A 26,086-nucleotide genomic window follows, 5' to 3' on the forward strand; every position below is an offset into this window, starting at 1 on the left:
GGTGCATCTTTGGTGCAGATCTTCCGCCGGGCGCCCCGTGCGGAGACGCCGCTTGCTTGAACGCATGCAGGATCGGAGGTCGTCCGATCTCGGCACCCCTGTTCCGCGATCCTCGTGAACGCTCCCGCCCGCCGGGCCCGTGCTGAGAGTCCGAGCCACCCGCATCAACACACGGCTGCTCCGCGTACAGGTCGGTCGACGTCTTCGTCCCATAGCTTCTTGCGTCGTCGACCGGACCTCGTGTCGTCGCAGGTCGGACGTGTCGTTCTCTCTCACCCCCCCGTAGTGGGGAGGGCATAGCTGGCGGTAGAAATGTCAGTCCGCTCGGGAAGGCGCGAGGGGCGTGACTTCACCGAGGGGAGAACGTTGACCAATCCATTTCTTGACATTCAGGAAGGTGGGTCCGCGGCATCACCAGGCGAAGCGAGCCGCCGATCCGTGCTTCTCCTGGCTGCGGTGGCGGCGCTCGGCGCCTCAGTCGGCACGCTCTCTGACCGGGCGTACGCGGCAGACGGCTTCATGCCCCTGCGGCCGGAACCTTCCTCGCCGCAGGAAGCGCGCATCGCAGCGTCCAGGGCATGGGGCGAGTACGCGAACGGACGTATCCCCCCGGAAGCCATGAGCTTCGCAGGAGTGTCGTACCTCGGGTACGGCGATCAGTATCTGCGGTCAGATGCGCTCGTTTCATACCAAGCCCTGAACAATGCGTTCCAAGAAGCGTTCGGGAAGCCGCTCGTGATCGGGGAGGCCTACCGTTCCTACGAGCGGCAAGAAGTGGCTTACGCCAAGTACCTGGCAGGCGGACCTGAGGCGGCGGTGCCTGGGACGTCCATCCACGGATGGGCTCTCGCCATCGACTTCGGCAGCCGCGTCGACAGCTACGGCACGCCCGAGAAAGCATGGATGAACTCCACTGGTCCGGCCTTTGGTTGGCAGCCGAGGGGTGACACCTTCAGGAAGCCCGAAGCCTGGCACTTCGAATACGACGAGTCGTACGTGCCCGTCCCACAGCCCGAACCCGAACCCACACCGATTCCGGAAGAGATCCTCACTGACATGAAGCTCATCACACGCAATGGCAGCTACTGGCTCATCGGCGAGTTCACCTCGCAACTGATCGACGCCACATTCCTCGCGGAGTTGAAGTCGCGTTTCGGCGTCTCCGCGAACCTGGGCACGCTCGTCGCCGCCCTGAAGAAGCAGTACGGCGAGCCGATTGAGTTCACCGGAGGAGATAGCGTCGAGGTGCTGACGCGCGTCGCGAACTACAACCGCCTCGAGTTGATCGCGCGTATCCAAGGGAAGTAATCGGCCGCGCGGTCGAGACGAGGACCCCCACCAGGATCGGCGAATGTTGGTGGGGGTCTTGCCGTCGGGCGGGCCAGAGCGGCCGGCAGGTCACCGGCGGGCATCTCGGCGATCGCGGCGACGATCGGGTCCGTCAGTGGAGCTAACTCGATGGCTCCGCCCAGGACCACGCCGAGCCGCCGGATGCTGTGCGCCTCCCGTCGGGCTCGTGCCCGTCGACCGGGTCGCGCCAGTGGTACCAGTCGTGCTCCGGGTAGGTGCGGGAACGGAGTGCCGCGGGAACCACGGGCGCTGGTCGCTGGTGTGGTCGAGAACGAAGGCCATGACGAACCGCATGCCCCCGGCGGTACACCTTGGCGAGCAGGGCGTCGAGCTCGTCCATTGTTCCGAAGCGCGGGTCGATGTCCTCGTGGTCGGACACGTTGTGGCCGTCGTCGGCCTGCGCGGAGCGGTGGACGGGGGAGAGGCAGGCGACGTCGACGCAAGGTCCACGATGTGGTCGAGGCGCTTCCGCAACCCAGCGAGGTCGCCGACCTATCGCGGTGCTCATCGCAACTGCCGCCGCCGGCGACGCTGCGGGGCGGAGCACCTTCCTGCAGTCACGTCCGATGCAGTGGCTCGGCGACACATCGTTCGGGTTCTGCCTCTGCCAAGGCGTCGTGATCTTCTGGGTCCGGCAGATGATGCACAACGCCACGTTCACCACTCCGGTGGCGTTGCTCTACATCGTCGGGTTCTTCGGTCTGACGCTCCTCGGCGGGTGGGCGCTCTACTCGTTGGTGAAGAAGCCGATGATGGACCGCTTCGCCAGACCACGCCGGAAGGTGGCAGCGGTTCCCGAACCGGTCGCCGCGACCCCCACCATGTGAGGCACAGTACGCAGAAGGCCCGACCGGAAACCGGTCGGGCCTTCTGCTGTCTTGTCAGTTGGTGGAGGGCATGAAGCTGGTGACCCGTTCCTCGATACCTCTGCCGAGGAGCTCGAGCGCCCCGGCCGCGGCGGAGCCCGCATCCGGTGTGTACATCAGCACCCGGTGACCGGAGTCGTCGGGTGGTGTGAGCACTTCGAAGTTCAGGTCGAACTCGCCGACCTCCGGGTGCCGGAAGGATTTCACGTCGGAGACACAGTTCTCCACCGGGTGCTTCGCCCACAGCTTCCCGAAATCGGGACTCTTCACCGTCAGCTCGCCGACGAGCGCAGTCAGCTCGGCGTCCTCCGGGTTCTTCCCCCCGAGCACCCGAAGCGACGACACCGCACGGACCGCTTCCTCCTGCCACCGGGTGTAGAGCTCCCGAGTGTGAGCGTCGAGGAACAGCATCCGCGTCATGTTCGGGCGGGCGTTCGTCCGTTCGGGACTGTCGAAGTCCAGGTGGCCGGCCACCAGGCAATGACCGAGCGCGTTCCAGTACTTGAACCCGGCCCCCGCCGTCGAACCCAGCGGCGTTCCGGTGGGCACTGCGTACTGCCAGCCTGAAGCGTCGGTGCGGACGTCGTACCCGTTCTTCGCCGCTCGCGCGACGTCGAAGCCGGTGAAGTGCAGCTCGACCGTCTCCTCTGTCGGGCTGGCTTCGGTGGCCTGCGCTGCGCCTGCCCCCACAATCCTGGCTGCGATGATTCCGGCTGCAGCCAGAGCGATCATCGGCCGTCGGTACTTGAACATCATCGTTCTCACCTATCTCCCTGCCTGCTCCCCCTTGCAGCAGGCCCCGCCAGCACGCTAGACCGGGCCGACGGGGATGTCTGTGGGCTCTCATGTGGCCCCTTCGGGGTACACGCTGGATCAGCGTCCCCGATCCCGACGGGGCGGCCGTCTTCTCCTTCCCGTGGTGCAGGATCTACCTCTGGCCCGGCGGCGGAGCCGGTGTCCCGATGCGATCTTCGACGGCGGTGGAAGACCTCTGGTGAGAGGGCGCCGGCACAGCCGCGAACCCGGCTCGTCATCCGCTGCGGGTCCCCGAGAAGGCCGACTGGTGCGGCGCCCGGGCAGACGACAGTCTTTCCGTGTGCACACGGGTCGACGGTGAACTCGCGAAGGGGCCAGACGGCCGCCGCTCCGTGGCAGGACGTGACCTTCGGTCTCCTGAACCTCGTGGTGGTCGTCACGGCGGTCATCGTCTGGTTCCTCTACCAGTTCACGCTGATGGTCTACACGCCCTGCGGAGGAGCGGGGACGTGTTCGCAGGCCGTCCAACAGGGGATCTACGTCAGCTTCGTCCTCGCGGAGAGTTCGAGCATCGTGCTGCCGCTGTGGGGTGGACTCGCCCGTCGCAGGAAGGGCCTGAGCTTCTGGTGGCTGCCACTCGTCGCGATCGTCTCGATCGTCACGGTGCTGGTGCTGTCCTGGCCGCTCAACCAGTGGGCGGCGTCCTGATCCGGTTCGAGGCGGGCGGCAGGATCCGCACCGGTCTCCGCATTGACTCGTGCCGTTCCAGCGGTGGCGTCGACCGGAAGGGGCTCAAGCGGAAGCGGCCCCCTTCCGCCGCCCCCGTCCCGCCGAGCGCGGCGGGTGCTGCCGCAGGTGACCGCTGATCCGCCCCAGGACATCGGCGAGCTGCGCTGCATCGTCGTCGGGCGACGGCCCCCGCGTGACGGGTCCGCGCTGTTCGAGCACCTGCGCCTGGTAGGTCAGCCCGCTGCGGCTGTACACGACCCCGTCCGCCAGGTCGGTCATCCGGAGCCGCCCGTCCGGCGCATCGCCCAGCCGGGCCAGCAGTTGGAACTGCACGTAACTGAGCTCGTCGGCGTCCCGGAGCTGCTGCTCGACCGCTGGACGCAGCAGGGTCGCCACCTCGGTGAACGACAGGTAGGCGCCGAGCTGCGTCCCGGTGAGTGCCGACGGGGGGAGGGGTCATGGACCGATCCTCCCTGTTGCTTCGAATTCAAAGCAGGTGTATGGTCGCATTATCGCTTCGAATTTGAAGCAAACGACGAAGGGGGAGACCATGAACGAGAACACGATGCAGGCAGTCCGGTTCCACGAGGTCGGCGGGCCGGAGGTCCTGCGGATCGAGGACGTCGAGCGCCCCGAGCCGGCCGCGGGCGAAGTCCTGGTGCAGGTCGCCGCCTCCGCCTACAACGCCGCGGACAACGGCATGCGCGGTGGCTTCCTGCCGATCCCGGTCCAGCTCCCGCACGTGCCCGGTTACGACGTCTTCGGCACGGTCGCCGCGCTGGGCGAGGGCGTCGAAGGCCTACGCGTCGGCGACGCAGTGATCGGGTTCCTGCCGATGGAGCGCGACGGCGGCGCCGCCGAGTACGTGGTCACACCCGCGGAGGCACTCGTCACCGCTCCGACGACCGTCCCGCTCGTCGACGCGGCGGCCCTGCCGTCCGTGGCACTGACAGCGTGGCAGGCACTGTTCGACGAGGGTCACCTCGAGGCGGGCCAGCGCGTGCTGATCAACGGCGCCGGGGGCGTGGTCGGGAAGTACGCTGTCCAGCTCGCCGTCCGCGCCGGCGTCCAGGTGGTCGCCACCGCGAGCCCGCGGAGCGCCGACGCGGTGCGCGCCGCGGGCGCCCAGCAGGTCGTCGACCACACCACGACCGACGTCCTGGCGGCGCTCAACGAGCCGGTCGACGTGCTGCTCAACCTCGCGCCGGTCGAGCCGGAGCGCTTCCGGGAGCTCGTCGCCGCCGTGCGTGACGGCGGCACCGTGGTCAGCACCACGGCGTTCATGGCGACGCCGGACGACGCGTCCCGGAGCGTCCGCGCCGCGACGGTCTTCGTCCTGCCGAACCGTGAGCGACTGGCGGAGCTCGTCGCCCTCGTCGACGCCGGCGAGCTGACCGTCGAGGTCACCCGGCGCGTCCCGCTGGCGGAGCTCCCGGCACTGCACGCCGAGGGCGCGGCCGGTCGGATCGCCGGGAAGGTCGTCGTCGCCGTCCGAGATGAGGCCTGACGAGGCCAGACGAGGCCCGACGACGCCTGACGAGGCCCGACGACGCCTGACGAGGCCCGACGGCGGCCGCCGGTCGGGCGCTGCACGCCGCAGCCAGCAGCGCCTGACGGCTGGTCAGCCGATGAACGACGCCGCGTCGACCGCCCGCTCGCCGGTGACGTACGGGGTGAGGTCGACCGATCGGTCATCGACACGGAAGACGTACCGGCCGACCTGCTCGACCACCGCGCTCCCGCCGAGCCAGTCGGCTGCCTCGGCCCGCTCCTCTGGTCGGAGCCAGTCGACGGGGTCGGACGTCGACCGGAACCCGAGCACCGCCGCGGTGTCCTGCAGCGCTCGACGCTCGTCCGCCCCGAGCAGGTTCCGTTCGCTCCGGAAGTAGACCGAGTCGGGGTCCACCTCGTACAGCCGCCGCATCCACACCCGGTTGACCGAGGAGACCAGCGCGTTGCGGGCGCCCTCGCCGGACGGGTCGCCCACCCGCTCGGCGTTGTCCCAGAACGGCGCGACGTCCGGGCCGACGCGGGCGCCGTCGAACACACCGACCGAGGGGATCAACGGGACGCCGCACCCGAGCAGGTAGACGTCGTCGCCGACGGTGGCCCGGACGTGCTCGATTGCCCGCCGGTAGACCTGCTCGCGGGGCAGGTCGACGTGTCGGTGTCCGCCGACGGCGCCGGCGTACATGAAGTCGAGCTTCAGGTAGCTGTAGCCGTCCGCGGTGATCCGGTCGAACACCCCGCGGAGGTGGTCGAGCACCTCCGGGTTCGTCGTGTCGAGCGAGTGGTAGTGGGACCCCCAGTTGTGCCCGGTGACGAGCGGACGGCCGTCGTCGCCGGCGACCAGCAGGTCGGGGCGCTCCGTGGCGATCGTCGAACCGGGCAGCGCGATCAGCGGCGCGAGCCAGATCCCCGGGCGGAAACCGTGCCGCGCGATGGTCCGCGCCGTGGCGGCCATGCCGCTCGGGAAGTCCGGTCCCGCCGTCCAGTCGCCGACGACCGGCTCCCACCCGTCGTCCATCTGGAACACGTCGACCGGGTACCCCTCGAGGTCGGCCGCCGCACGGGCGATCCGCTCTTCGGTGATGTCCTCGTAGTAGGAGTACCAGCTGCTCCACACCGTGCCGGCACGGGCGGTCCGGCGACCGAGCCGCTCGGCGACCTGGTCGGTGTAGGCGGCGAAGACGTCCTGCTCGGCGCCGTACGTGACGAACCACTCCGCGTCGTCGTGCTCGCTCCTGGCCCACAGGACGTTGCCGTCCGCACCGACCCGCGGGGTGCCGAGCCCGAGCGCCCCGACCAGCAGCGTGCCGCCGTCCGGGCCGGTCACCGCGCCCACCGCGCTGCCCGAGTGCGCGTGCGGGGTCTCGTTCGCAGCGTCATCGGCGGTCAGCAGGCGTTCGGGGCGGTCCTTGATCCCGATCGTGTCGCCGTCGAGCCGCGTCCACCCGCTCGGGCTCCACGAGTTCCAGCCGTGCCGGTAGAACTCGGCAGTGGGACCGAACGGGTGCAGCAGCGCGACGGGTCCCGCCGGGACGACCCACCCGTCCGTGGTCCTGCGGGGAGGACCGGCGACGTTCGCGGGGACCCGGAGGCCGTCGAACTCGAAGGTGGTCTGCACGGTCATCTCCTCGTCAGCGGGGCTGTGGTCCGCGGTCGGCCGTCGCGCGCGGACGTGCTGCCGCAGGGTCCTCGACCGCGTCGGTGAGCGCCTCGCCGCGCTTCTCGTCGCTGTAGACCATGAGCGTCGAGCCGCCCAGCGCGAGCACGATCGCGATCACACCGGCCACCGACGGCAGGGTCTGGTAGACGACCAGCGACACGATGACCGTCAGCACGGGTGCGAGGGCGTTCGTCACCGGGCTGACCACGGACGCCTTGCCCCGGCTCAGCGCCATCACCAGGAACAGCGCACCGACGGCGTTGAGGAGCTGCGTGCCGCCGGCGAGGGCGCTCGCCTGCCACGGGGCGTCGAGTGGCAGACCGCCCGTCATCAGGATCGCGACGGGTACCAGCAGGAGTCCGCTGATCGTCATCCAGGTGAAGGTGGTCGCGTCGTTGACCCCCACCGTGGCCGCCTTGCGCATGAAGAAGGCCTGGACGCCCCACGCGATGCAGACGCCGATCGCGATGACGAGCCACGGCCCGTGGCCGCCGCCCGATCCGCCGGTGACGCTGAAGAGCACCAGCGCGACGAGCACGGCCGCGAGGCCGAGCACCGCGAGCCGGGAGATCCGCTCGCGCAGCAGGCCGACGGCCATGAGCACCGTCACCGCGGGGGAGACCGAGACGATGGGGAACACCAGGTAGGCGGGACCGAGCGTGAGCGCCTGGAAGAGCAGGAGCTGACCACCGGCACCGGTGAGGCCGACGAGCAGCCCGTACCGCGCGGCCACCCCGCGGCGGTCGAACCGCTGGCCGCGGAGCACGAACACGGTCGGGACGACCATGGTGAGCGCCCAGATCACGTAGACCATCTCGTCCGGGTAGTCGTAGAGCGTGGTCGGCGCTCCCGAGAACGCACCCCAGACGCCCCAGAACAGGACCAGGAGGCCGGCGTAGAGGATCCAGCTGTTCCGCTTCACGACAGGACCCCGGTCACCTCGGGCTCGCCCGCGGCTGCGAACCGCTCGGGGATCGGTGCTCCGGCCCGGCGCATCGCGACCAGGACGCTGCCGACGGTCGGGTCGTGGCGGGGTCCGACGAGCTCGAGGTGCGGGTCCTCGGCGTGCAGGGCGGCGGCGAACCCCCGGCGGAGCCGCGGCGCCCGGAAGAGCCCGCCTGAGTACGACACCGGGACGGTCTCGTCGGCGGGGAAGTCGAGCGCACGGACGGTCGTCACGACCAGGGTCGTGAGTTCGGCCGCGGCACGGTGCAGCACGTCGGCAGCGGCCGCGTCGCCGGCCTCGGCGGCCGCCACGACCACCTTCGCCAGGTCGGCGATCGTGCCGCGGTCCGCACCCCACTCCTCCATGACGACACCGATCAGGTCGAGGTCCTCGGTCACCCCGACGCGCTCGCGCACGAGGGCGTGCAGCGGCCCCCGGGGGAGCCGACCGTCCGCCATCCGCGAGAAGGCGGCGAGCCCCTGCACGGCGACCCAGTACGCGGAGCCCTCGTCGCCGAACACCTCGCTCCAGCCGCCGACGCGGTGGACGCTGCCGCCGCGCTCGCCGTAGGCCATCGAGCCGGTGCCGGCGATGACGTTCACGCCGTCCCGACCGGCCAGGGACCCGGCCCAGCCGCCGATCATGTCGTTGCCGCAGGAGTACCGGTCGTGTCCGAGCACCGCGGCGGGGACGGCGTCGAGCACGGGGGTGTCGCGGCTGGACTCCCCGTGTCCGGGGATGCCGAAGTGCGCGTACGTGATGTCCGCCGGGGTGATGCCGGCCGCCGCGGTCACCGCCTCGACACCCGCCCGGACGACGTCGCCGACGAGTCCGGTGCCGGCGTCGAACCAGTAGCAGGACGGCTGGCGCGACTCGGCGAGCGTGGTTCCCTCGCCGTCGGTGAGCAGGAACGCCGTCTTGGTGCCGCCGCCGTCCATGCCGAGGAAGACGGTCATGGCCGCGCGACTCCCTCGCGGTGGTCGTGGATGGTCACGCCCTGGACGACGCGGTTGACCGTGCCGCCCGGGAACGGGTTGTCCGGCGTGCAGCCGTGCGCGACCGACGTGGCGAGGGCCAGGAGCTGCGCGAAGCCGACGAGGGCGACACTGCGCAGCGCGTCGTCGAGGCCAGCCAGGTCGTCGAGCGGGAAGGAGCGGTCGTCGTCCGCGTCGCCGCCGACCGAGACGACCCGAACGGCTCCGTCCGCACGCAGCTCGCGGAGGATGTCCGCGTCGTACCGCGCCGTGTACGGGTCCGCCGAGCCGTAGACGACCACCAGGGTGTGCGCATCCGCCACGGCCTTCGGGCCGTGCCGGAACCCGAGCGGGGTGTCGAAGAACGAGACGACCCCGCCGGCGGTGAGCTCGAGCAGCTTCAGTGCCGACTCGCGTGCCAGGCCCTGCAGCGCACCGCTGCCCAGGTAGACGACGCGTTCGGTGCCCTCCGCGAGCGAGGCGATCCGTGCCTCCAGACCGGCGATCGTCCGCGCCGCCGCGACCAGTGCGTCGGTGCCGGCCACGAGCTCCGGCCGGAAGGCCAGGAGCGCGGCCAGCAGCATCGTCGAGAAGCTGGACGTCATCGCGAAGCCGGTGTCGTTCGTCTCCGGCGGCATCTCGAGGACGAACGACCGGTCTCCGGCCCGGTGCTCGCGGGCGAGGGCGCCCGAGGGGTCGCACGTGACGACCAGGTGGTGGGTTCCGGGCGCGACGTCGTCGACGACGCGGGTCGCGGCGACGCTCTCCGGGCTGTTGCCCGAGCGGGCGAAGGAGACCAGGAGCACCCGGCCCGGGTCGCCGAGCGACCCGTGCGGGTCGGCGACGACGTCGGTCGTGGCGATCGACTCGACGCGGCGGCCGAGGTGGCGGCGCAGGTCGACGCTCGCGATGTCCCCGACGAAGGCCGAGGTGCCGGCCCCGGTGAGCACGATGCGCAGCTCCGGGTCGGCGAGCAGCGGCTGCAGGAAGGCGTCGAGCTCGGCACGGCGGTCGTCGAGCGACGCGACGAGGCGCTGCCAGCTGTCGGGCTGCTGCAGGATCTCGCGGTGGGTCGCGGTGTCGTCGGCGCGGACGGGGGCGGAGGTGGTCACAGGGACTCCTTGCTGGTGGTGGTGGCGACCGCGTCGGCGACGCGCTCGCGTGGGGCGACGGCGGCGGCGTACGGGCGCAGGACGTCGCGGACCCGGTCGAGCACGATGTCCTCGGCGCGGTTCGGCAGCAGGCCCTCGCGGACCCGCTCGTACTGCAGGGGCAGGTACTGGCTCAGCAGCGGGAGCGGGATGCCGACCTCGTCGAGGCTGCGCAGGAGCGCCTCGGTCGCGGCGGTGATCTCCCGGTCCGGCCAGTAGTAGCGCATGCGGTCGCTGTAGCTGTAGGTGCGGGCGATCCGCTGCTCGTGCTCGTCGCCCTCGTAGTAGCGCTCCCACCGGCCCGGCTCCGCGAGCATCCGGCGCTCGACGACGCCGCGCAGGTCGGTCGCGGTGCCGTCGGGCACGAGCTCCGACTCGAGGGCGTCGAGGGCGAACAGCGCCTCGCGGAGCCCGAAGGTCAGGCCGGGGCCGACCTTGAGCACCGCCCAGTGGTCGTCGACCAGGGCACGGAGCGCCTCGGGCGTCTGGTAGTCGGTCGAGTGCGCCTCGTACACGAGACCCGGCGTCGCCTCGATGACCTCCTGCAGGGCGGCCGTGGCCTCGGGGACGTAGTCGATGACCTGCAGGTGGTCGAACTCCACCGCGGGCTGCACGACGAGGGCGACGACGCGCGGCCACACGTCGGCGAGTCCGGCCCGCTCGAACGCGGCGCGGTGCACGTCGAGCGTCCCGACGGCCGCGGTCGCCGGGGTCGGTTCGAGGTCGTGGAGCGTCTCCTTCGCCCCGCCGGGGGTCGGGACCTCGGTGCCGACCACGTAGACGATGCCGTCCCGGTCGATCCCGGCGTCCCCGGCGGCGGACTCCGCGGCGGCGAGCAGCACCGCGGCCCGCTCGGCGACGACGTCGTCGGTCAGCGGAGCGGTCTCGCCCTGCAGCGGCATGCTGCAGTCGAGGTGGATCTTCGTGTAGCCGGCGGTGACGTAGGCGCGGACGAGGTCGACGGCGAGCGGCATGGCGTCGGCGGCCGGGCGGTCCTGCCACGTGTTCGGGCCGAGGTGGTCCCCGCCGAGGACGAGCCGGTCTGCCGGGAAGCCCTCGGCCCGGGCGAGGTCGAGCACCGCCGCACGGAAGTCCGCGGGGGTCATGCCGGTGTAGCCGCCGAACTGGTCGACCTGGTTCGAGGTCGCCTCGACGAGCAGGGGAGCGTCGTCCTCGAGCGCCTGGCGCATCGAGGCCCGCAGCACGTAGGGGTTCGCCGAGCAGACCGAGTAGATGCCCTCACCGGATCCGGCACGGTGACGAGCGACGAGCGCAGTGATGGGGTTCACGTGGTTCTCCTGGTGCGTGCGCCGCGGTCGGCGGCGCTGCCGACGCGGCACCGTCCGGCGCCGCGTCCGGTCTCAGTGTCGGCAACGACCGATCAGTTCCGCTGCCGTAACGATCACTCCGGTCATTCGCAGTGATCGTTCTGGCGCATGATGGCTCCATGGACAACGACACCCCGGACGTCGGCCGGAAGCGGCGGGACCGGATGCGGGACATCCTCGAGCGGGTGCGCGAGCAGGGGTCGACGAGCACGGACGACCTGATCCGTGCCTGCGGTGTCTCCGCGGCGACGGTGCGCCGCGACCTCAGCGAGCTCGAGGCACGCGGGCTCGTCCTGCGCAGCTACGGCCGGGTCGAGGCCGTCGGTGCGCTCCCGGAGCTGCCCGTCGTGATGCGCGCCTCCGAGGCCGATGCCGCCAAGCGCGCGGTCGGTCGGCTCGCGGCGCGGCTCCTGCCCCCGGGACGGCAGGCCGTCGCGGTCAGCGGGGGGACCACCACGAAGGAGGTCGTGCGGGCGCTCGGCGACCGGAACGGACTCACCGTCATCACGAACGCGGTGACCATCGCGCTCGAGGTCTCGCGCAGCCCCCGGGTGAAGACGATCCTGACCGGCGGGACCCTCCGCGCCACCTCGCTCGAGGCGGTCGGTCCCCTGGCCGAGGCGGCGTTCTCCGCCTTCAAGGTGACGACGGCGTTCCTCGGCACGGACGGCATCAGCGCTGCGGGTGGCGTCACCACGCACGACGACACCGAGGCGCGCACGAACGGCGTGATGGTGACGCACGCCGACCGGGTGGTCGTGGTGTGCGACGGGTCGAAGGTCGGACGGCAGACGATGGCGCGGATGGCCGACATCGGCGACGTGTCCGTCCTGGTGACCGACGAGCACGCCCCGCGGGAGGCGCTCGAGCAGATCGCCGCAGCGGGGGTCGAGGTCCTCATCGCCTGAGCGCTGTGCGCCTGAACGCTCACTCTCGATGCGCGTTTCCGGGGGCCTCGTGGTGCTCGTGCGGGGCTCCCCCTACGGTGAACCCGTCCGGGGAGCCCAGTCGGCCGCGGTGGACAGCCGCCCGACACCACGGCGCCAGAGATCAGCTCGAGGCGGGGCACCCGGAGATCAGGACGAGCCATGCTCCCCTCCTCGCGGCCCACCGTCGCACTCGCCGCCGGGCGCGCTCCCCGCATCGTGTTCGTCGGCGCCGGCAGCGTCGTCTTCACCCGACAGCTGCTCGCCGACCTCCTCCGCTACGACGACCTCCCGGAGCTGGACCTCCGGCTGTTCGACGTCGACGAGCGTCGCCTCGCCGTCGCCGAGGCCACCGCCCGCCAGGTGAGCGAGCGCCTCGCGCGCCCGGTCAGCGTGACGGCGACCACCGACCGCCGTCGCGCCCTCGCCGATGCGGACTTCGTCGTCGACATGGTGCAGATCGGCGGGATCGCGGCGACCCGGACGGACCTGGAGATCCCGGAGCGGTACGGCCTCCACCAGACGATCGGCGACACGACGGGGGTCGGCGGCGTGTTCCGCGCCCTCCGGACCTTCCCGTTCCTCACCGACCTCACCGCGGACATGCGCGAGGTCGCCCCGGGCGCGGTGCTGCTCAACTACACGAACCCGATGGCGATGAACATCTGGTGGGCGAACACCGTCGCGCCGGACATCACCGCGCTCGGGCTCTGCCACAGCGTCTACTGGACGGCGCACGACCTCGCGGAGCTGGTCGGCCTCGGCGTCGAGCAGACCCGGTTCCGCGCGGCCGGCGTCAACCACCAGTCGTGGCTGCTCGAGTGGACGCACGACGGAGAAGACCTCTACCCCCGGCTCCGCGAGCGCATCCGGCAGGACCCGGAGCTCGAACGCCGGGTGCGCGTCGAGATGTACAAGCGGATCGGCTTCTACCCGACCGAGACGAGCGAGCACTCCTCGGAGTACCTGTCGTGGTTCCTCCGCTCGCCCGAGCAGGTGGACCGGTTCCGCCTGCGCCCGCTCGAGTACATCGGCATCTCCGAGGACAACGTCGCGGAGTTCGAGGCGGCAGAGCGCGACCTGGCGGCCGGGCGACCCGTGCAGCTCGAGGAGGGCGCGTCGGAGTACGCGCCGCAGGTCATCCACTCGCTGGTCACCGGCACCGAGCGCGAGATCCACGCGAACGTGCCGAACACCGGGCTCATCGACAACCTGCCGGCGGGCTGCGTCGTCGAGGTCCCGACCACGGTCGGCGCCGGCGGCATCGCACCGATCCCGATGGGGGCGCTCCCCGTGCAGGCCGCCGCGCTGAACCGGTCGTACGTCTCCGTGAACGAGCTCACGGTGCACGCCGCGCGGACCGGTGACCCCGTCGCGATCCGGCAGGCGGTGCTCACGGACCCGAACGCGTCCTCGACGCTCACGCCCGAGCAGATCTGGGAGCTGTGCAACGACCTCGTGGTCGCCCACGGCGACCTGTTGCCCGAGCCGCTCCGCGAGACGGTCCCCGCGCGCGGCATCTGACCCGGCCGACCGCCGACGACGCACCACTGACGACGAAGGAGTCCGCAGTGACACGCACCAGGACCCGCACCAGGACCCGCACCAGCAGCCGCACCAGCACCGCACGCGCGGCGCTCGCCGTCGCGATCGCGGTCGCCGCGACGGTCCTCACCGGCTGCGCCCCGCAGGGCGCCACCGTGCTCGACACCACCGCGCAGGTCCACCTCACCATGTGGTCAGGGCAGAGCGACCAGGCGGCGAAGCTCCTGCAGGGGCTCGTCGACGAGTACGAGGACGCGCACCCGAACGTGACGATCGACATGTCCTCCGGGGCGTCGTCGACCGACGAGCTGCTCCAGAAGCTCGCGGCCTCGTTCGCGGGCAACGACTCACCGGACATCTCGTACACCTTCGGGTCGTGGGCGAGCCAGCTCGAACGGTCCGGGCGGACGCTCGACCTCCGCCCCGAGGCCGAGGACCCCGACACCCACTGGGACGAGTTCTCCCCGGCGGCCCGCGGGACCGCGCAGCCGACCGGGCGGAAGGTGATCGGCTTCCCCGCGGTCGTCGACAACATCTCGCTCTTCTACAACAAGACGGTCTTCGACGCCGCCGGCGAGCCCTACCCGACGGCGGACTGGGACTGGGCGGACTTCCGCCGCGCGGCGAAGGCGCTGACGGACCGGGACAGCCAGACCTTCGGGTACGGCTACTCGGTGTCCGGCAGCGAGGAGACCACGTGGCAGATGTGGCCCCACCTCTGGCAGAACGGCGGCTCGATCCTGTCCGCGGACGGTGAGCACGCGGCGTTCGACTCGACGGCCGGCGTCGACGCGCTGACCTTCATGCGGTCGATGGCCGTCACGGACCGGAGCGTCTACCTCGACCAGACGGACACGAAGTTCGCGCAGCTGTTCGAGAGCGACCGCATCGGCATGATCACCTCGGGCCCGTGGGAGCTCTCCGCCCTGCAGACCGCCGGCACGTCGTACGGGGTGGTGCGGCTCCCGGGGACGGACGGCGACCATCAGACGGTGTCCGGGCCCGACCTGTGGACCCTGTTCGACAACCACGACGTGAACCGTGCGTACTGGGCGAAGGACTTCACGAAGTGGCTGACCTCGCCAGCGCAGGACGAGCGGTTCAACGTCGCGGTCGGCAACCTGCCGCTGCGGTCGAGCGAGGCCGACAGCCCGGCCTTCCGCGAGCAGGTCGACGCACTGCCCGGGCTCGACGTCATCCAGGCGAACTCGGCGAACGCGGAGCAGGTCCGTCCGACCCTGCCCGGCTACAACGGCCTGTCGGAGGCGTTCGGCGACGCGGTCGCCCGCGTGCTGCAGGGCGAGGGCGAGCCGGCCGAGGCACTCCGGCAGGCGACCGTCGCCGCCGACAAGGCACTCCGTCAGGGCTAGGAGGCCCCCGTGACCACTCCCGCACCCCGCACCCGTCCGACCACCGACACCGAGCCGCCGCGTCCCGTGCGCCGACGCCGGTCCGCCGCAGCCCGTGAAGGGGTCGCCGGCTGGGGCTTCGTCGCCCCGGCCTTGGCGATCGTGCTCGGCCTCACGGTCTTCCCCGGCGTCTGGGCGCTCGTGCTGTCGTTCCAGCGCTGGGACGGCTTCAGCCCGCCGTCCTTCGCCGGCGTCGAGAACTACCAGGACCTGACCACCGACGCGAGTGCGCTCGCGGCCGCCGTGCACACCCTGCTCTACACGGTCCTGTTCGTCCCCGCGTCCCTGCTGCTCGGCCTCGCCCTGGCCGTCGCGCTGAACCGGCGCATCCGGTTCATCGGGCTGTACCGCACGGCGATCTTCGTGCCGTTCGTGGCGTCCGCCGCGGCGACCGGCATCCTGACCACGTACCTCTTCAGCCCACAGTTCGGCATCGTGAACAGCGTCCTGCGCGTGCTGCACGTCCCGCCGCAGGGCTGGCTCGAGGACCGCTCCGAGGCGATGGTCGTGATCGTCATCATGTCCCTGTGGGGGCAGGCGGCCTTCACGACCGTCATCTACCTCGCGGCGCTGCAGGACGTCCCCGGCGACGTGCTCGAGGCAGCGCGGATCGACGGCGCGAACACCTGGCAGACGTTCTGGCGCGTGGTCTGGCCGCAGCTCGCTCCCGTCACCGCGTTCGTCGGCATCTACCAGACCCTGCAGGCCGTGCAGCTCTTCGACCTCGTCTACGCGACCACCCGCGGTGGACCCCTCGACGCCACCCAGACGATCGTCTACTACCTGTGGAAGACGGCCTTCCAGAACCTGCAGTTCGGGTACGGGTCCGCCATCGCCTACGGCATGTTCTTCGTCACCCTCACCGCGACCGTGATCGTCACGGTCGTGCAGCGCCGAGCCGGAAGGAAGGCGGCACGATGACCGTGGAGACCCGAGTACTCGAGACCCCGAACCGGCCGGGCGCCGTCGCGGCTCCCTCAGCGCCGACCGCGTCCCGTCGTCGACGCCGCCTGCCGTTCAGCCCCTGGCACCTCCTGCTCGCCCCGGTGGCGCTCCTGTTCCTGTTGCCGTTCGTCGAGATGTTCCTGACCTCGCTCGAACCGGCGTCGGAGATCAACAAGTTCCCGCCGTCGTTCCTGCCGACGCAGTTCACCCTGTCGGGCTACACCCGCCTGTTCGCCGAGTCGGACATCCTGCACTGGCTCCTCAACACGGTCATCGTGTCGGCGTCGGCGATCGTCTCGCACCTCGTCCTGTGCTCGCTGGCCGGCTACGGGTTCGCGCGGCTGCGGTTCCCGGGGCGGACGTTCGGGTTCCTGGCGATCCTCGCGACGATCATGATCCCGTCGCAACTCCTCATGATCCCCACGTACGTGATGTTCGCCCGGCTGCACCTCGTGGACAGCCTCGGTGCGGCGATCGTCCCGTGGCTCGCGTCGGCGTTCGGCATCTTCCTGATGCGGCAGTTCTTCCTGTCCCTGCCCGCCGAGCTCGAGGAGGCCGGCCAGATCGACGGCTGCACCCGCCTGCAGGTGTTCTTCCGGATCGTCCTGCCGCTCGCCCGACCGGCGCTCGCGACGCTCGCGATCTTCACCCTGCTCGGGTCCTGGAACGACCTGGTCTGGCCGCTCGTCGCGATCAACGACGCGGACTCCTTCACGCTGCAGCTCGGCCTGACGAACTTCCAGGGGGCGCGCCGGACCGACTGGTCGCTGCTGATGGCCGGCAACGTGGTCGCGACGCTGCCGCTGATCCTGCTCTTCCTGGTCGCGCAGAAGCAGTTCGTTGCGACCATGGCCTCGGCCGGCTTGAAGGGCTGAGCGGGACGCAGCGGACGGGAGGCACGGTGCTCACGGGCACCGTGCCTCCCGTCGTGCGTGCGGTCGGTCCGGAGGCGCGGGGCGGCCCGGCACCGTGCCTCCCGTCCGGGAGTCCCACCGGTACGACGAAGCGCCCCTCGGATCCCGAGGGGCGCTGTCGTCCGGTGGCCGTGTCGGCCACCGCTCACTTCAGGCCGGAGGACGCGAGCCCGTCGATCACCCGCCGCTGCAGCACGATGAACAGGACCAGTACCGGCGCCATCGCCATCAGGCTCGCCGCCATGAGCAGGGGGTAGTCGATCGTGCGGTCGCTGGAGAGCGTCGCGAGCCCGGCGGCGAGCGGCATGTCCTCGGCGCGGGTGGAGACCACCAGCGGCCAGAGCAGCTCGTTCCACGACCACAGCACCGTCGTGATCGCGAGCACGCTGATGGACGGACGCGCGAGCGGCAGCATGATCCGCCAGAAGGTCTGGAACGGGTTCGCGCCGTCCATGCGCGCCGCCTCCTCGAGCTCGGCGGGCATGTTGAGGAACGCCGTCCGCATCAGGAACGTGCCGAAGGCGCTGAACAGGCCGGGCGCGACGATGCCGGCCAGGGTGTCGAGCCACCCGAGGCCCTGCACGATCTGGTACTGCGAGATCAGGTAGACCTGCGACGGCACCAGCAGGATCGACAGCACGATGCCGAGGATGATCGCGCGTCCACGGAACCGCATGCGGGCGAACGCGTAGCCGGCGAGCGTGCACAGCACGATCTGCGCCAGGGTGCGGATCAGGGTCACCCAGATCGAGGTCGCGAGCTGGTCGAGGAAGGGGAGCCGCTCGAAGACCCGGGCGAAGTTGCCCCACTGCAGCTCGCTCGGCCAGAAGGTGGGCGTCGGCGAGGTGACCTGCGCGTTCGTGGACAGCGCCATGACGATCTGCCACAGGAACGGGAACGCCATGACGAACCCGCCGATGCCGAGCACCACGTGGATCCACCAGTGGCTGCCGCCCCGGCGGCCGGGCCGCGCCGTGGTCTGCACGCGGGTGCGGCCCGCCGCCCTCGTGGCCGCCGCGACCTTGCTGCCGCGTGCGTCGATGATGCCGGTCATGACTGGACCCACTTCCGCTGGACCCGGAACTGCACGACGGTGATGATGCCGATGAGCACGAAGATCACCATCGCGATCGCAGCCGCGAAGCCCTTGTCGTTGTCGATGAACCCGGCGTTGTAGAAGTAGAAGACGAGGGACATCGTCTCCGGGATGACCGGGTTGGTGGAGCCGAGGATGGCGTAGAGCAGGTCGAACAGCTGGAAGCTCGAGATCGTGGTGACCACGAGCACGAAGAAGATGCTCGGCGTCAGCAGCGGCACGGTGAGCGAGCGGAACTGGCGCCAGCGGCTCGCGCCGTCGAGCTCGGCGGCCTCGTAGAGCTCGGGCGGGATGTCCTTGAGTCCGGCGCCGAGGATGATCATCGAGAACCCGAGCGAGGACCACAGGCCGACGAGGGACACCGCGACGAGCGCGAAGCCCGGGGTCGAGATCCAGTACGGGCCGTCGATGCCGAAGCGGCCGAGGAACCAGTTCACGATGCCGAAGTCGCCGTTGAACATGATCCGCCAGACCAGGGCGATCGCGGCGGGCATGGCCACGTAGGGCAGGAAGAAGAGCACGCGGTAGAACTGCGCGAACCGCAGGCCCGGGGTGTTGAGCAGACTGGCGAGCCAGACCGCGATCGGGATGCCGAGCAGGACGATCACCGTGTAGACGATCGTGTTGACGAGCGACTGGTACAGCTGCGGGTCGGTCAGCAGGCGAGCATAGTTCGCGAGTCCGGTGAAGGTGGCGCCGCCGAAGACGCCCCAGCTCGTGAACGAGTACCAGAAGGTCTGCAGGATCGGCCAGATGAAGAACGTGCCGACGCCGATCAGCAGCGGGAGCACGAACAGCCACGGCCAGATGCCGTCCGTGCGGTGGGCACGGGTCGGCCTGGGCCGCTCGTCGTGGTGGGGTCGGGACGGCGGGCGGGTCGCCCTCGTCTGCCGGGTGGTGGTGGTCATCGGGTCGCTCCTACGCCGGGGCGGGCGGATCGAGGGGTGCGGGTGCGGGTGCGGGTGTCCGGTGGGACGGACAGCGCCGATCGGCCGGGCGGACCCGGCCGATCGGCGCGACGGTCACTCCTTGGCGAGCGCGGCGTCCATCTCCTTCGCCAGCTGTGCGGTCACCTGGTCGACGGGTCGCGACCCGTCGAAGGCGCTCGGCAGCAGGTTCGTCTCGAGGGTGTTCCACGCGGCGGTGTTCTTCGACACCGGCAACGGCTTCGCGTAGTCGACCGCGTCGAGGAAGACCTGCAGGTCGGCGTCGGGCATGGTCTTCGTGAAGGCGTCCTGCGTGCCCTCGTAGGCCGGGATGACCGCACCCATGTCGCCCTGCTGCTGCTGGGCCGGCCCGCTCGCCAGGTACGCCTGCAACGCCTGGGCGGCCGCCTTGTTCTTCGACCCGGCCGCGACGACGTTCGAGACACCGTGGATCACGGTTGCCTGCTCCTTGCCCTTCGGCAGCGGGTAGACGACGACGTCCTGCTCCATGTCGGTGCCGATGAGGGCCGACCGGAACCAGCTGCCGCCCTGGTACATCGCGAGCTTGCCGGAGGTGAACCACTGGTCCGCCGTGGTGTCGGTCAGCTGCTTGATCGTCGGCGAGGCGCCGGAGTCGATCAGGTCGGTCCAGAACCGGATGCCGTCCTGGGCGGCCTTCGTGTCGTACTCCGACTTCCCGTCGTCGACGACGGAGCCGCCGGCCTGGAAGATCGTGTCGTAGTAGGTGGTCTGTCCGTCCATACCACCGGCGGCGCCGTACGCACCGTCGCCCTGCAGCTTCTGCGACAGTTCGGCTGCGGTGTCCTGGAAGTCCTGCCAGGTCCAGTCCTTCGACGGCAGCGGCACGCCGGCCTTCTCGAACAGCGCCTTGTTCACCCAGACGCCGATGGTGTCGAAGTCCTTCGGCACGCCGTACTGCGTGCCGTCGTAGGTGTACAGGTCGTCGAGCGCCTTCGAGTACTTCGACGGGTCGATCGCGCCCGACTCGACCGCGCCGGTGATCGGCGCGAGCTTGCCGTTGGCCGCGTAGAGCTGGAAGTTCGGGCCGTTCATCCAGAACAGGTCGGGGAGGGTGTTGCTGGAACCCTGCGTCTGCAGCTTCGTGAAGTAGTTGGCGAAGGGCGTCACGTCCACGTTGACCCGGATGTCCGGGTACTCCTCGTTGAAGCCCTTGATGTTCGCCTTGATCGCGTCGGCCTGGTTCTGGTCCCAGACGGCGTAGGTCAGGTCGGCCTTCGTGTCCTTCGCGACCGTGCCCGTCCCGGAGTCGGAGCCGGCGGAGGACGCGCTGCTGCACCCCGCGAGGAGTGTGACGGCGCTGACCGCGGCAGCGAGGCCGAGCAGGACACGGCGGCGACCGCGGCCGTGACGGGGGGAGGGGAGGGTCATCGGGTGTTCCTTCCGGAGGGGTCGTCGTGGCCGGCTGTGGCCGTGAAGTGACGGATGGTGGCTTCGGGGAGGGGCGGCACGTCGAGCGGGACGGAGCCGCCCCGCAGGGAACGCGTGGCGAGCGCTCCCGCGGCGACCGCGGCACGTGCCGCGATCGGGGACAGGGTCGTCGGCTCACCGAGGGCGACGGAGCGCAGGAACTCGGTCATGGTGAGGAGGTCGGCGTCGGCGTGGCCGTCCTCGACGCCGTCGATCGGGTACTCCACGTCACCGGCGACGTCCCAGTTGCGGCGCTGGTTCCACACCTTGACGACACCGCCGCCGGTGTCCCCGACGTTCTCGAGTCGGCCGTGGGTGCCGATCACGGTGTAGTTCCGCCAGTAGTCGGGCGTGAAGTGGCACTGCTCGTAGCTGGCCTGCACGCCGTTCTCGAGCGTCATCATCACCATCGAGACGTCCTCGACGTCGACGACCGGGTTGAGGCCGGTCTGCTCGGCGGGCGGCCAGTTGTCGAACGAGAACCAGTCGGTCATGAGCTCGTCACTGCGGTCGCGCCGGTCGGTGACGTCGCCGTAGACCGAGAGCGACCCCATCCCGACGACACGGCTGGTGTACGCGCCGGCGAGGGCGTGCACGACGTCGAGGTCGTGGCTCGCCTTCTGCAGCAGGAGCGAGTTCACGCGGCTGCGGTCGGCGTGCCAGTCCTTGAAGTAGTAGTCGCCGCCGTTGCCGACGAAGTGGCGGACCCAGACGGCCTTGACCTCGCCGATCTCCCCGCGGGCGATCACCTCGCGCATGAGGCGGACGACGGCTGCGTGGCGGAAGTTGTGGCCGACGTACAGCGGTGTGCCGGTCTCGGCGGCGGTGTTCAGGACGGCGTCGGCGTCCTCGACGGTGATCGCCAGGGGCTTCTCGAGGTAGACGGCGATGCCGGCGCGGAGCAGGTCGATCGCGATCTGGGCGTGGGTCCAGTCCGGGGTGGTGACGATCGCCGCGTCCACCAGGTTCGGATCGCCGTCCGTGCCGATCAGGGTTCGGTGGTCGGCCACCACCTCGGCCCCTGGCCAGTGCGCGGCGGCCCGGTCGCGTCCGGCGGGTGTGGTGTCGACGGCGGCCGTGATCCGGGCGTCCACCCCGTCGGCGTCCAGGCCCGCGGCGGCCACGTGGTCAGCGATGGCCGAGCGCTGTCCGATGCCGACGACGCCGACCCGGAGCAGGCGTGTGCTCGTGGTGGTCATCTCGCTCCCTTGCGTGATTGTGACGGCAATGATGCCAAATCGATCATGAGTGCACAATAAGCACGCATGGCTCGATCACGGAAGCGTGCGTCCGACGTTGTTACATGTCGGCAACGTGCGGCGGGCGACGAGTGCGACGAGGTCGCAGACAGCTGCGCACGCGTCCGGGCGGCCGCGCGGGCCCGCTCGGTCGGGTCAGTTCGCGACGACGAGCTCGACGCCGGCGGACGCCAGTTCCGCGGCGAACGGGGCCGGTACCGGCTGGTCCGTGACGAGCACGTCGATGCGCTCGAGCGGGCAGATGCGCGCGAAGGTGGCGCGCTCGATCTTCGTCGAGTCGGCGACCACCACGACCCGGCGGCCGACCGACGCGAACTGCCGGCTGACCTCGGCCTCGCCCTCGTGCATCGTCGTCGCGCCGTACTGGCCGGTCAGGCCGTCGACACCGAGCACGACGACGTCGAGGGCGAAGCCGTCGAGCGTGTCCCGGACCGTCGGGCCGATGAGCTCGTACGACTGCCGCCGGGCCACACCGCCCGTCACGACGATCTTGACGTTGGCGCGGACGGACAGCTCGTAGCCGATGTTCAGCGCGTTCGTGACGATGGTGATGCCCCACTCGCCGTCGGAACGGATGAAGCGCTCGCTCTTGCCGAGTTCCCGGGCGACCTCGGTCGTCGTCGTCCCGCCGTTCAGGCCGACCGTGTCACCCGGCGAGACGAGCGCGGCGGTCGCCCGGGCGATGGTGGTCTTCGCCTCGGCCTGGCGGGCGATCTTGTACTGCAGCGGCAGCTCGTACCCGGCCCCGAGCGCAGCGGCTCCACCGTGCGTCCGCGTGACGAGCCGCTGGTCGGCCAGGGTCGCGAGGTCGCGCCGTGCGGTCGCTGCGGAGATCCCGAGGGCCTCACCGATCTCGGCGATGGAGACGTTCCCGCGATCGCTCACGAGCTCGAGGAGCGCGTTGAGCCTCTGCTGCGGGGTCATGGCGTCATCCTACGGGCGAGCTTCCGGTCTGATGTGAGCGGAAATGATGCGCGTTGTTTGCACCGATCATGATCGGTCGGCAGGCTGTCCGGGTCCGATCAGTGCTGGTCGGCGTGATCGGAGGGCCCGCGATGACCGCTGACGGCGCAGTCCTGGGGATCGACGTCGGGGGCACGAGCATCAAGGTGCGCCTGGTCGCCGACGACGGGCAGGTGCTCGAGGAGCAGCGCGTCCCCACGCCCCGGGACGACCCGCAGGCCGCCGCGTTGGCCGGACTCGTCGCGACGCTCGGGCAGCGGGCCGGGACGGTCGCGCGGCAGCTCGGGACCGGCCTCGGGGCGATCGGGCTGGTCGTCCCCGGGGTCGTCGACGAGGACGCGGGCCGTTCGGTGCTCGCCGTGAACCTCGGCTGGCGCGACGTGCCGGTCCGGGCCCGGGTCGCGGACGCCCTGCGTGCCGCCGGGATCGACGCCGTCCCGCTCGCCTTCGGCCACGACGTGCGGGCCGGAGCGCTCGCCGAGGTCGACGCCGCCGACCCCGCCGCCGCGCTCGGACACGGCACGGTCGCCTTCGTCCCCGTCGGTACCGGTCTCGCCAGCGCCCTGGTGGTCGACGGCCGGCTGGTCCCGGGCGGTGGCTGGGCAGGGGAGATCGGGCAGGTCCGGATCCGGAACGGTGCCCACGCGGGCCTCCGGGTCGAGGAGGTCGCCTCGGCCGGAGCCGTGGCACGACGCAGCGGTGCACCGAGCGCCCACGACGCCATGCTCCGCGTCGTGGCGGGGGACCCGGAGGCGCGACGAGTGTGGGACGACTGCGTCGAGGTGCTCGCCGACACCCTGTCGTGGCTGACCGCCGTGGCCGGCTGCCACACGGTGGTCGTCGGCGGCGGCCTCGCCCGGTCCGGGCCGCTCCTCTTCGACCCGTTGCGCGCCGCGGTGGCCGACCGGCTCACCGGGGTCAGGCTCCCCGAGCTGGTGGGCGCGCGACACGGCGACGCTGCCGGTGCCATCGGCGCGGTGCTGCTCGCCCGTCAGGCACGCGCCGACGCGACGGCGCGCGAGACGGTGTCCGTGACGGTGACCGCGTGACCGTCCTCGTCCGGGCTCCACGGATCGTCACCGCCGAGGTCGACCTGGGGGACGCGTGGCTCGCCGTCGACGGCGGCCGGGTCGCCGCGGTCGGCACCGGTGCAGCCCCCGCGCACGACCGTGTGGTCGAAGCGCCGGGCACCGTCCTCCCGGCCTTCGTCGATCTGCACGCGCACGGCGCACTCGGCCACGACTTCGCCTCGTGCTCGGTCGCCGAGGCCCGAGCGGCCGCCGCCCACCACGTCGCGCGGGGGACCACCCACCTGGTGGCGTCGATCGCGACGGGCACGGTCCCGGACACGGTCGCGGCCCTGCACCGCCTGCGGCCGCTCGTCGACGACGGCACGCTCGCCGGGCTGCACCTCGAGGGTCCCTGGCTCGCTCCCGCCCGGCGGGGTGCGCACGCTGCCGGGCTGCTGCACCCGCCGACCTCCGACGAGGTCGACCTGTTCGTGGACGCCGGCGGTGCAGCGCTCCGGATCGTCACCCTCGCGCCCGAGCTCCCCGGCGCGCTCGACGCGGTTCGGCGCCTGGTCGCGTCGGGCGTCGTGGTCGCGGTCGGCCACACCGACGCCGACGCCGACCAGGTGCGCGCTGCGGTGGACGCCGGCGCGACCCTCGTCACGCACCTGTTCAACGGGATGCCGCCGCTGCACCACCGTGCGCCCGGCCCGGTCGGTGTCGCACTGACCGACGAGCGGATCACCGTGGAGTGCATCGTGGACGGTCACCACCTCGACCCGGTGACCGTCGACCTGGTGTACGCGGCCGCCGGTGATCGGCTCGTGCTCGTCTCGGACGCCATGGCGGCGACCGGCTGCGCCGACGGCCGCTACCGGATCGCCGGCTCGGAGGTCGTGGTCTCGGACGGGGTCGCCCGGCTCGCGGACGGGTCGTCACTGGCGGGGAGCACGATCACGGTCGCGGACGCCGTGGCACGATTCGTCGACGGCCGCCCGGACCGACTGCCGCCCGCCGTCCGCGCGTCCTCCGTGCGTGCGGCGTCGGTGATCGGTCTGCGTCCGCCGCTCAGCGTCGGGGCGACCGCCGACCTCGTGGTCGCCGGTCGCGACGGGCGCGTCGACCCGCTGCCGCTCGGTCCGACCGCCTGACCGAGGGCGGCAGCCTGCTCGGGCGATCCGTGCCGCGGAGCCGGAGCCGGCGTCGCCGGACGGGAGGCGCGGTGCGGGCCCGCCCCGTGCCTCCCGTCCGGATCAGCGGCGCGCCGCCGGGGCGCGCGCCGCACCCACGACCGGGCACCGGTTGCCGTCGAGCTCGTCGGTGTACTCGCCGCCGTCGCCGAGCAGCACGTGTCGGTACGCCTCGTCGTCGATCGGTCGCGCGTAGCGCACGGCCGCCTCGAGCACGCTGTCGTCGACCCCCGGCAGGGCGCTGACCGCGACGAGCGTGTCGCCCACCACCGCGGCGACCTCGTGACCGTGCTCGCTCGTCCGCCGGACGACCCCGTCGTCCTCGTCGCAGGACGTCTCCGGCTCGGGACCGCCGCCGGGGGCGACACCCTCGATCGGCCGGCCGCACGGTGCGGTCGCAGCGGCCAGCGTGACGACCGTGAGGTCCGACCCAGACGTGTCGCCGGGAGCGTGTGCCTTCTCGGCCGGCGACGAGAACACCTGCAGGAAGCCCGGCAGCCGCTTCTCGATGTTCGCCTCGTACACGGAGCCGTACCCGTCCGGCGAGATCGTCACGGGCCGGAAGTCTGCGCCGACGGCGTCCTGCGCCCGCGCGATGGCCTGCTGGTCCCGTTGCGCGTCGCCCTCGTGGAGCCGTACGCCGACCGTGACGACCAGTGCGACGATCGCGACCGCGGCGGCCGTGCTCGCGGCGATGCCGAGCCTCCGGACGACCCCGCGGTGCACGAGCATCGCCGGGACCGCCGCGCCGACCGCGCCGACCAGGTACGGCGTCGGCGCGAAGGCGAGGAGCGGGATCGTCGGCCCGGGGCCCGCGAGCGCCGCGGGCAGCAGCTCCACGACGAAGACCGCGGGGACGAGGACGAGGGCCGTCACGCCGAGCCACGCCGCCCGGCGACGCCGTGTGGTGAGGGCCGCGAGACCGCCGAGTGCTGCGCACGTCACGAGCGCGAGGCCGAGCAGTGCCACGAGGCCGGGCACTCCGGTGAAGAGCGTGAGGAGGGTGGCCGCCCGCGCGAGCTGCGCGGCGCCCAGGCCGATCGCCGTCGCACCGAGCACGTGCGCCCAGGGCAGCGATCCGGACTGCTGGTTCGTCGTGTCGTGCACCCCGTGCCCCCGTTCGTCGGACCCCCTGTCCGACGAGCCGATCCTCCCACGCCCCGAGTCGGTCGCGGCGGGGCGGGT

General features: G+C 71.4%; 25 protein-coding genes. 11 read left to right on the forward strand and 14 right to left on the reverse strand.

Annotated features, from left to right (window positions below):
• The first annotated feature begins 456 nt into the window (after positions 1-456).
• Positions 457-1,308 (forward strand): M15 family metallopeptidase, encoded by an 852-nt coding sequence (locus DEJ22_RS00760; RefSeq protein ID WP_284174743.1) that lies wholly within the window; start codon positions 457-459, stop codon positions 1,306-1,308.
• A 142-nt stretch (positions 1,309-1,450) separates the two neighbouring features.
• Here DEJ22_RS00760 and DEJ22_RS15805 read toward each other — a convergent pair whose 3' ends face one another.
• Positions 1,451-1,858, reverse strand: coding sequence for an alpha-amylase family glycosyl hydrolase (locus tag DEJ22_RS15805; RefSeq protein ID WP_111228039.1), 408 nt, complete (start codon positions 1,856-1,858; stop codon positions 1,451-1,453).
• Here DEJ22_RS15805 and DEJ22_RS00765 point away from each other — a divergent pair.
• Positions 1,851-2,177, forward strand: a complete 327-nt coding sequence (locus DEJ22_RS00765) for an acyltransferase family protein (protein ID WP_258379694.1) — start codon at positions 1,851-1,853, stop codon at positions 2,175-2,177. The genes DEJ22_RS15805 and DEJ22_RS00765 overlap by 8 nt on opposite strands.
• A 54-nt stretch (positions 2,178-2,231) precedes the next feature.
• Here DEJ22_RS00765 and DEJ22_RS00770 read toward each other — a convergent pair whose 3' ends face one another.
• Positions 2,232-2,972 carry an MmyB family transcriptional regulator gene (locus DEJ22_RS00770; RefSeq protein ID WP_258379695.1) on the reverse strand — a complete coding sequence of 247 codons (741 nt, stop codon included), beginning with the start codon at positions 2,970-2,972 and terminating at the stop codon, positions 2,232-2,234.
• A 402-nt stretch (positions 2,973-3,374) separates the two neighbouring features.
• Between DEJ22_RS00770 and DEJ22_RS00775 the strand changes: the two genes are divergently transcribed.
• A complete protein-coding gene (locus tag DEJ22_RS00775; RefSeq protein ID WP_111227961.1) occupies positions 3,375-3,680 on the forward strand; it encodes a hypothetical protein in 306 nt (101 codons plus the stop codon).
• Between the two features lie 84 nt (positions 3,681-3,764).
• Here DEJ22_RS00775 and DEJ22_RS00780 read toward each other — a convergent pair whose 3' ends face one another.
• Positions 3,765-4,097: a MarR family transcriptional regulator gene (locus tag DEJ22_RS00780; RefSeq protein WP_258379696.1), complete on the reverse strand. Its 333-nt coding sequence runs from the start codon at positions 4,095-4,097 to the stop codon at positions 3,765-3,767.
• A gap of 169 nt (positions 4,098-4,266) precedes the next feature.
• On the opposite strand from DEJ22_RS00780, the gene DEJ22_RS00785 reads away from it, so the two are divergent.
• A complete protein-coding gene (locus DEJ22_RS00785) occupies positions 4,267-5,208 on the forward strand; it encodes an NADP-dependent oxidoreductase (protein WP_111228040.1) in 942 nt (313 codons plus the stop codon).
• Positions 5,209-5,322: 114 nt separating this feature from the next.
• On the opposite strand, the gene DEJ22_RS00790 is transcribed toward DEJ22_RS00785, so the two are convergent.
• The 5 genes from DEJ22_RS00790 to DEJ22_RS00810 are packed head-to-tail and all read right to left on the reverse strand — an operon-like array spanning position 5,323 to position 11,230.
• Positions 5,323-6,828: a glycoside hydrolase family 36 protein gene (locus DEJ22_RS00790; protein ID WP_111228041.1), complete on the reverse strand. Its 1,506-nt coding sequence runs from the start codon at positions 6,826-6,828 to the stop codon at positions 5,323-5,325.
• 13 nt (positions 6,829-6,841) lie between these two features.
• A complete protein-coding gene (locus DEJ22_RS00795; RefSeq protein WP_111227963.1) occupies positions 6,842-7,792 on the reverse strand; it encodes a DMT family transporter in 951 nt (316 codons plus the stop codon).
• Positions 7,789-8,772 (reverse strand): N-acetylglucosamine kinase, encoded by a 984-nt coding sequence (locus DEJ22_RS00800; protein WP_111227964.1) that lies wholly within the window; start codon positions 8,770-8,772, stop codon positions 7,789-7,791. Before DEJ22_RS00800 ends, DEJ22_RS00795 begins: the two co-directional genes overlap by 4 nt.
• Positions 8,769-9,902 carry an SIS domain-containing protein gene (locus tag DEJ22_RS00805; RefSeq protein WP_111227965.1) on the reverse strand — a complete coding sequence of 378 codons (1,134 nt, stop codon included), beginning with the start codon at positions 9,900-9,902 and terminating at the stop codon, positions 8,769-8,771. The genes DEJ22_RS00800 and DEJ22_RS00805 overlap by 4 nt, the downstream gene beginning before the upstream one ends.
• Complete coding sequence (locus DEJ22_RS00810; RefSeq protein ID WP_111227966.1) at positions 9,899-11,230, reverse strand: D-tagatose-bisphosphate aldolase, class II, non-catalytic subunit; 1,332 nt, start codon at positions 11,228-11,230, stop codon at positions 9,899-9,901. The genes DEJ22_RS00805 and DEJ22_RS00810 overlap by 4 nt, the downstream gene beginning before the upstream one ends.
• Before the next feature lie 158 nt (positions 11,231-11,388).
• Here DEJ22_RS00810 and DEJ22_RS00815 point away from each other — a divergent pair, with 158 nt between their 5' ends.
• From DEJ22_RS00815 to DEJ22_RS00835, 5 genes are all read left to right on the forward strand, one after another.
• A complete protein-coding gene (locus tag DEJ22_RS00815; RefSeq protein WP_111227967.1) occupies positions 11,389-12,177 on the forward strand; it encodes a DeoR/GlpR family DNA-binding transcription regulator in 789 nt (262 codons plus the stop codon).
• Positions 12,178-12,357: 180 nt separating this feature from the next.
• Positions 12,358-13,719, forward strand: coding sequence for an alpha-galactosidase (gene melA / locus DEJ22_RS00820; protein WP_111227968.1), 1,362 nt, complete (start codon positions 12,358-12,360; stop codon positions 13,717-13,719).
• Positions 13,720-13,766: 47 nt separating this feature from the next.
• Entirely contained in the window at positions 13,767-15,110 is a 1,344-nt protein-coding gene (locus DEJ22_RS00825) for an extracellular solute-binding protein (protein ID WP_258379697.1), read from the forward strand.
• A gap of 9 nt (positions 15,111-15,119) precedes the next feature.
• Complete coding sequence (locus DEJ22_RS00830; RefSeq protein ID WP_258379698.1) at positions 15,120-16,070, forward strand: carbohydrate ABC transporter permease; 951 nt, start codon at positions 15,120-15,122, stop codon at positions 16,068-16,070.
• Entirely contained in the window at positions 16,067-16,969 is a 903-nt protein-coding gene (locus DEJ22_RS00835) for a carbohydrate ABC transporter permease (RefSeq protein ID WP_111227969.1), read from the forward strand. Before DEJ22_RS00830 ends, DEJ22_RS00835 begins: the two co-directional genes overlap by 4 nt.
• A gap of 184 nt (positions 16,970-17,153) precedes the next feature.
• Here the strand turns inward: DEJ22_RS00835 and DEJ22_RS00840 are convergent, their stop codons facing one another.
• The 5 genes from DEJ22_RS00840 to DEJ22_RS00860 form a co-directional block, all read right to left on the reverse strand.
• A complete protein-coding gene (locus DEJ22_RS00840) occupies positions 17,154-18,062 on the reverse strand; it encodes a carbohydrate ABC transporter permease (RefSeq protein ID WP_258379699.1) in 909 nt (302 codons plus the stop codon).
• Positions 18,059-19,012 (reverse strand): carbohydrate ABC transporter permease, encoded by a 954-nt coding sequence (locus tag DEJ22_RS00845; RefSeq protein ID WP_258379700.1) that lies wholly within the window; start codon positions 19,010-19,012, stop codon positions 18,059-18,061. Before DEJ22_RS00845 ends, DEJ22_RS00840 begins: the two co-directional genes overlap by 4 nt.
• Positions 19,013-19,126: 114 nt before the next feature.
• Entirely contained in the window at positions 19,127-20,440 is a 1,314-nt protein-coding gene (locus DEJ22_RS00850) for an ABC transporter substrate-binding protein (protein WP_111227970.1), read from the reverse strand.
• Positions 20,437-21,678 carry a Gfo/Idh/MocA family protein gene (locus tag DEJ22_RS00855; protein WP_111227971.1) on the reverse strand — a complete coding sequence of 414 codons (1,242 nt, stop codon included), beginning with the start codon at positions 21,676-21,678 and terminating at the stop codon, positions 20,437-20,439. The genes DEJ22_RS00850 and DEJ22_RS00855 overlap by 4 nt, the downstream gene beginning before the upstream one ends.
• 195 nt (positions 21,679-21,873) lie before the next feature.
• Entirely contained in the window at positions 21,874-22,662 is a 789-nt protein-coding gene (locus DEJ22_RS00860; RefSeq protein ID WP_111227972.1) for a DeoR/GlpR family DNA-binding transcription regulator, read from the reverse strand.
• Between the two features lie 131 nt (positions 22,663-22,793).
• On the opposite strand from DEJ22_RS00860, the gene DEJ22_RS00865 reads away from it, so the two are divergent.
• Both DEJ22_RS00865 and DEJ22_RS00870 read left to right on the forward strand, forming a co-directional pair.
• A complete protein-coding gene (locus DEJ22_RS00865) occupies positions 22,794-23,750 on the forward strand; it encodes an ROK family protein (protein WP_181430954.1) in 957 nt (318 codons plus the stop codon).
• Entirely contained in the window at positions 23,747-24,862 is a 1,116-nt protein-coding gene (locus DEJ22_RS00870) for an N-acetylglucosamine-6-phosphate deacetylase (protein ID WP_111227974.1), read from the forward strand. The genes DEJ22_RS00865 and DEJ22_RS00870 overlap by 4 nt, the downstream gene beginning before the upstream one ends.
• A 102-nt stretch (positions 24,863-24,964) precedes the next feature.
• On the opposite strand, the gene DEJ22_RS00875 is transcribed toward DEJ22_RS00870, so the two are convergent.
• A complete protein-coding gene (locus DEJ22_RS00875; protein ID WP_111227975.1) occupies positions 24,965-26,008 on the reverse strand; it encodes a hypothetical protein in 1,044 nt (347 codons plus the stop codon).
• Positions 26,009-26,086: the final 78 nt, after the last annotated feature.

The organism is Curtobacterium sp. MCSS17_007 (assembly GCF_003234175.2).
GTDB lineage: Bacteria > Actinomycetota > Actinomycetes > Actinomycetales > Microbacteriaceae > Curtobacterium.

Coding starts and splice junctions, on each gene's coding strand:
- DEJ22_RS15805 (WP_111228039.1), bottom strand. CDS start 1,858: ATGAGCACCGCGATAGGTCGGCGACCTCGCTGGGTTGCGGAAGCGCCT.
- DEJ22_RS00840 (WP_258379699.1), bottom strand. CDS start 18,062: ATGACCGGCATCATCGACGCACGCGGCAGCAAGGTCGCGGCGGCCACG.
- DEJ22_RS00860 (WP_111227972.1), bottom strand. CDS start 22,662: ATGACCCCGCAGCAGAGGCTCAACGCGCTCCTCGAGCTCGTGAGCGAT.
- melA (WP_111227968.1), top strand. CDS start 12,358: ATGCTCCCCTCCTCGCGGCCCACCGTCGCACTCGCCGCCGGGCGCGCT.
- DEJ22_RS00835 (WP_111227969.1), top strand. CDS start 16,067: ATGACCGTGGAGACCCGAGTACTCGAGACCCCGAACCGGCCGGGCGCC.
- DEJ22_RS00770 (WP_258379695.1), bottom strand. CDS start 2,972: ATGATGTTCAAGTACCGACGGCCGATGATCGCTCTGGCTGCAGCCGGA.
- DEJ22_RS00845 (WP_258379700.1), bottom strand. CDS start 19,012: ATGACCACCACCACCCGGCAGACGAGGGCGACCCGCCCGCCGTCCCGA.
- DEJ22_RS00865 (WP_181430954.1), top strand. CDS start 22,794: ATGACCGCTGACGGCGCAGTCCTGGGGATCGACGTCGGGGGCACGAGC.
- DEJ22_RS00855 (WP_111227971.1), bottom strand. CDS start 21,678: ATGACCACCACGAGCACACGCCTGCTCCGGGTCGGCGTCGTCGGCATC.
- DEJ22_RS00815 (WP_111227967.1), top strand. CDS start 11,389: ATGGACAACGACACCCCGGACGTCGGCCGGAAGCGGCGGGACCGGATG.
- DEJ22_RS00785 (WP_111228040.1), top strand. CDS start 4,267: ATGCAGGCAGTCCGGTTCCACGAGGTCGGCGGGCCGGAGGTCCTGCGG.
- DEJ22_RS00850 (WP_111227970.1), bottom strand. CDS start 20,440: ATGACCCTCCCCTCCCCCCGTCACGGCCGCGGTCGCCGCCGTGTCCTG.
- DEJ22_RS00800 (WP_111227964.1), bottom strand. CDS start 8,772: ATGACCGTCTTCCTCGGCATGGACGGCGGCGGCACCAAGACGGCGTTC.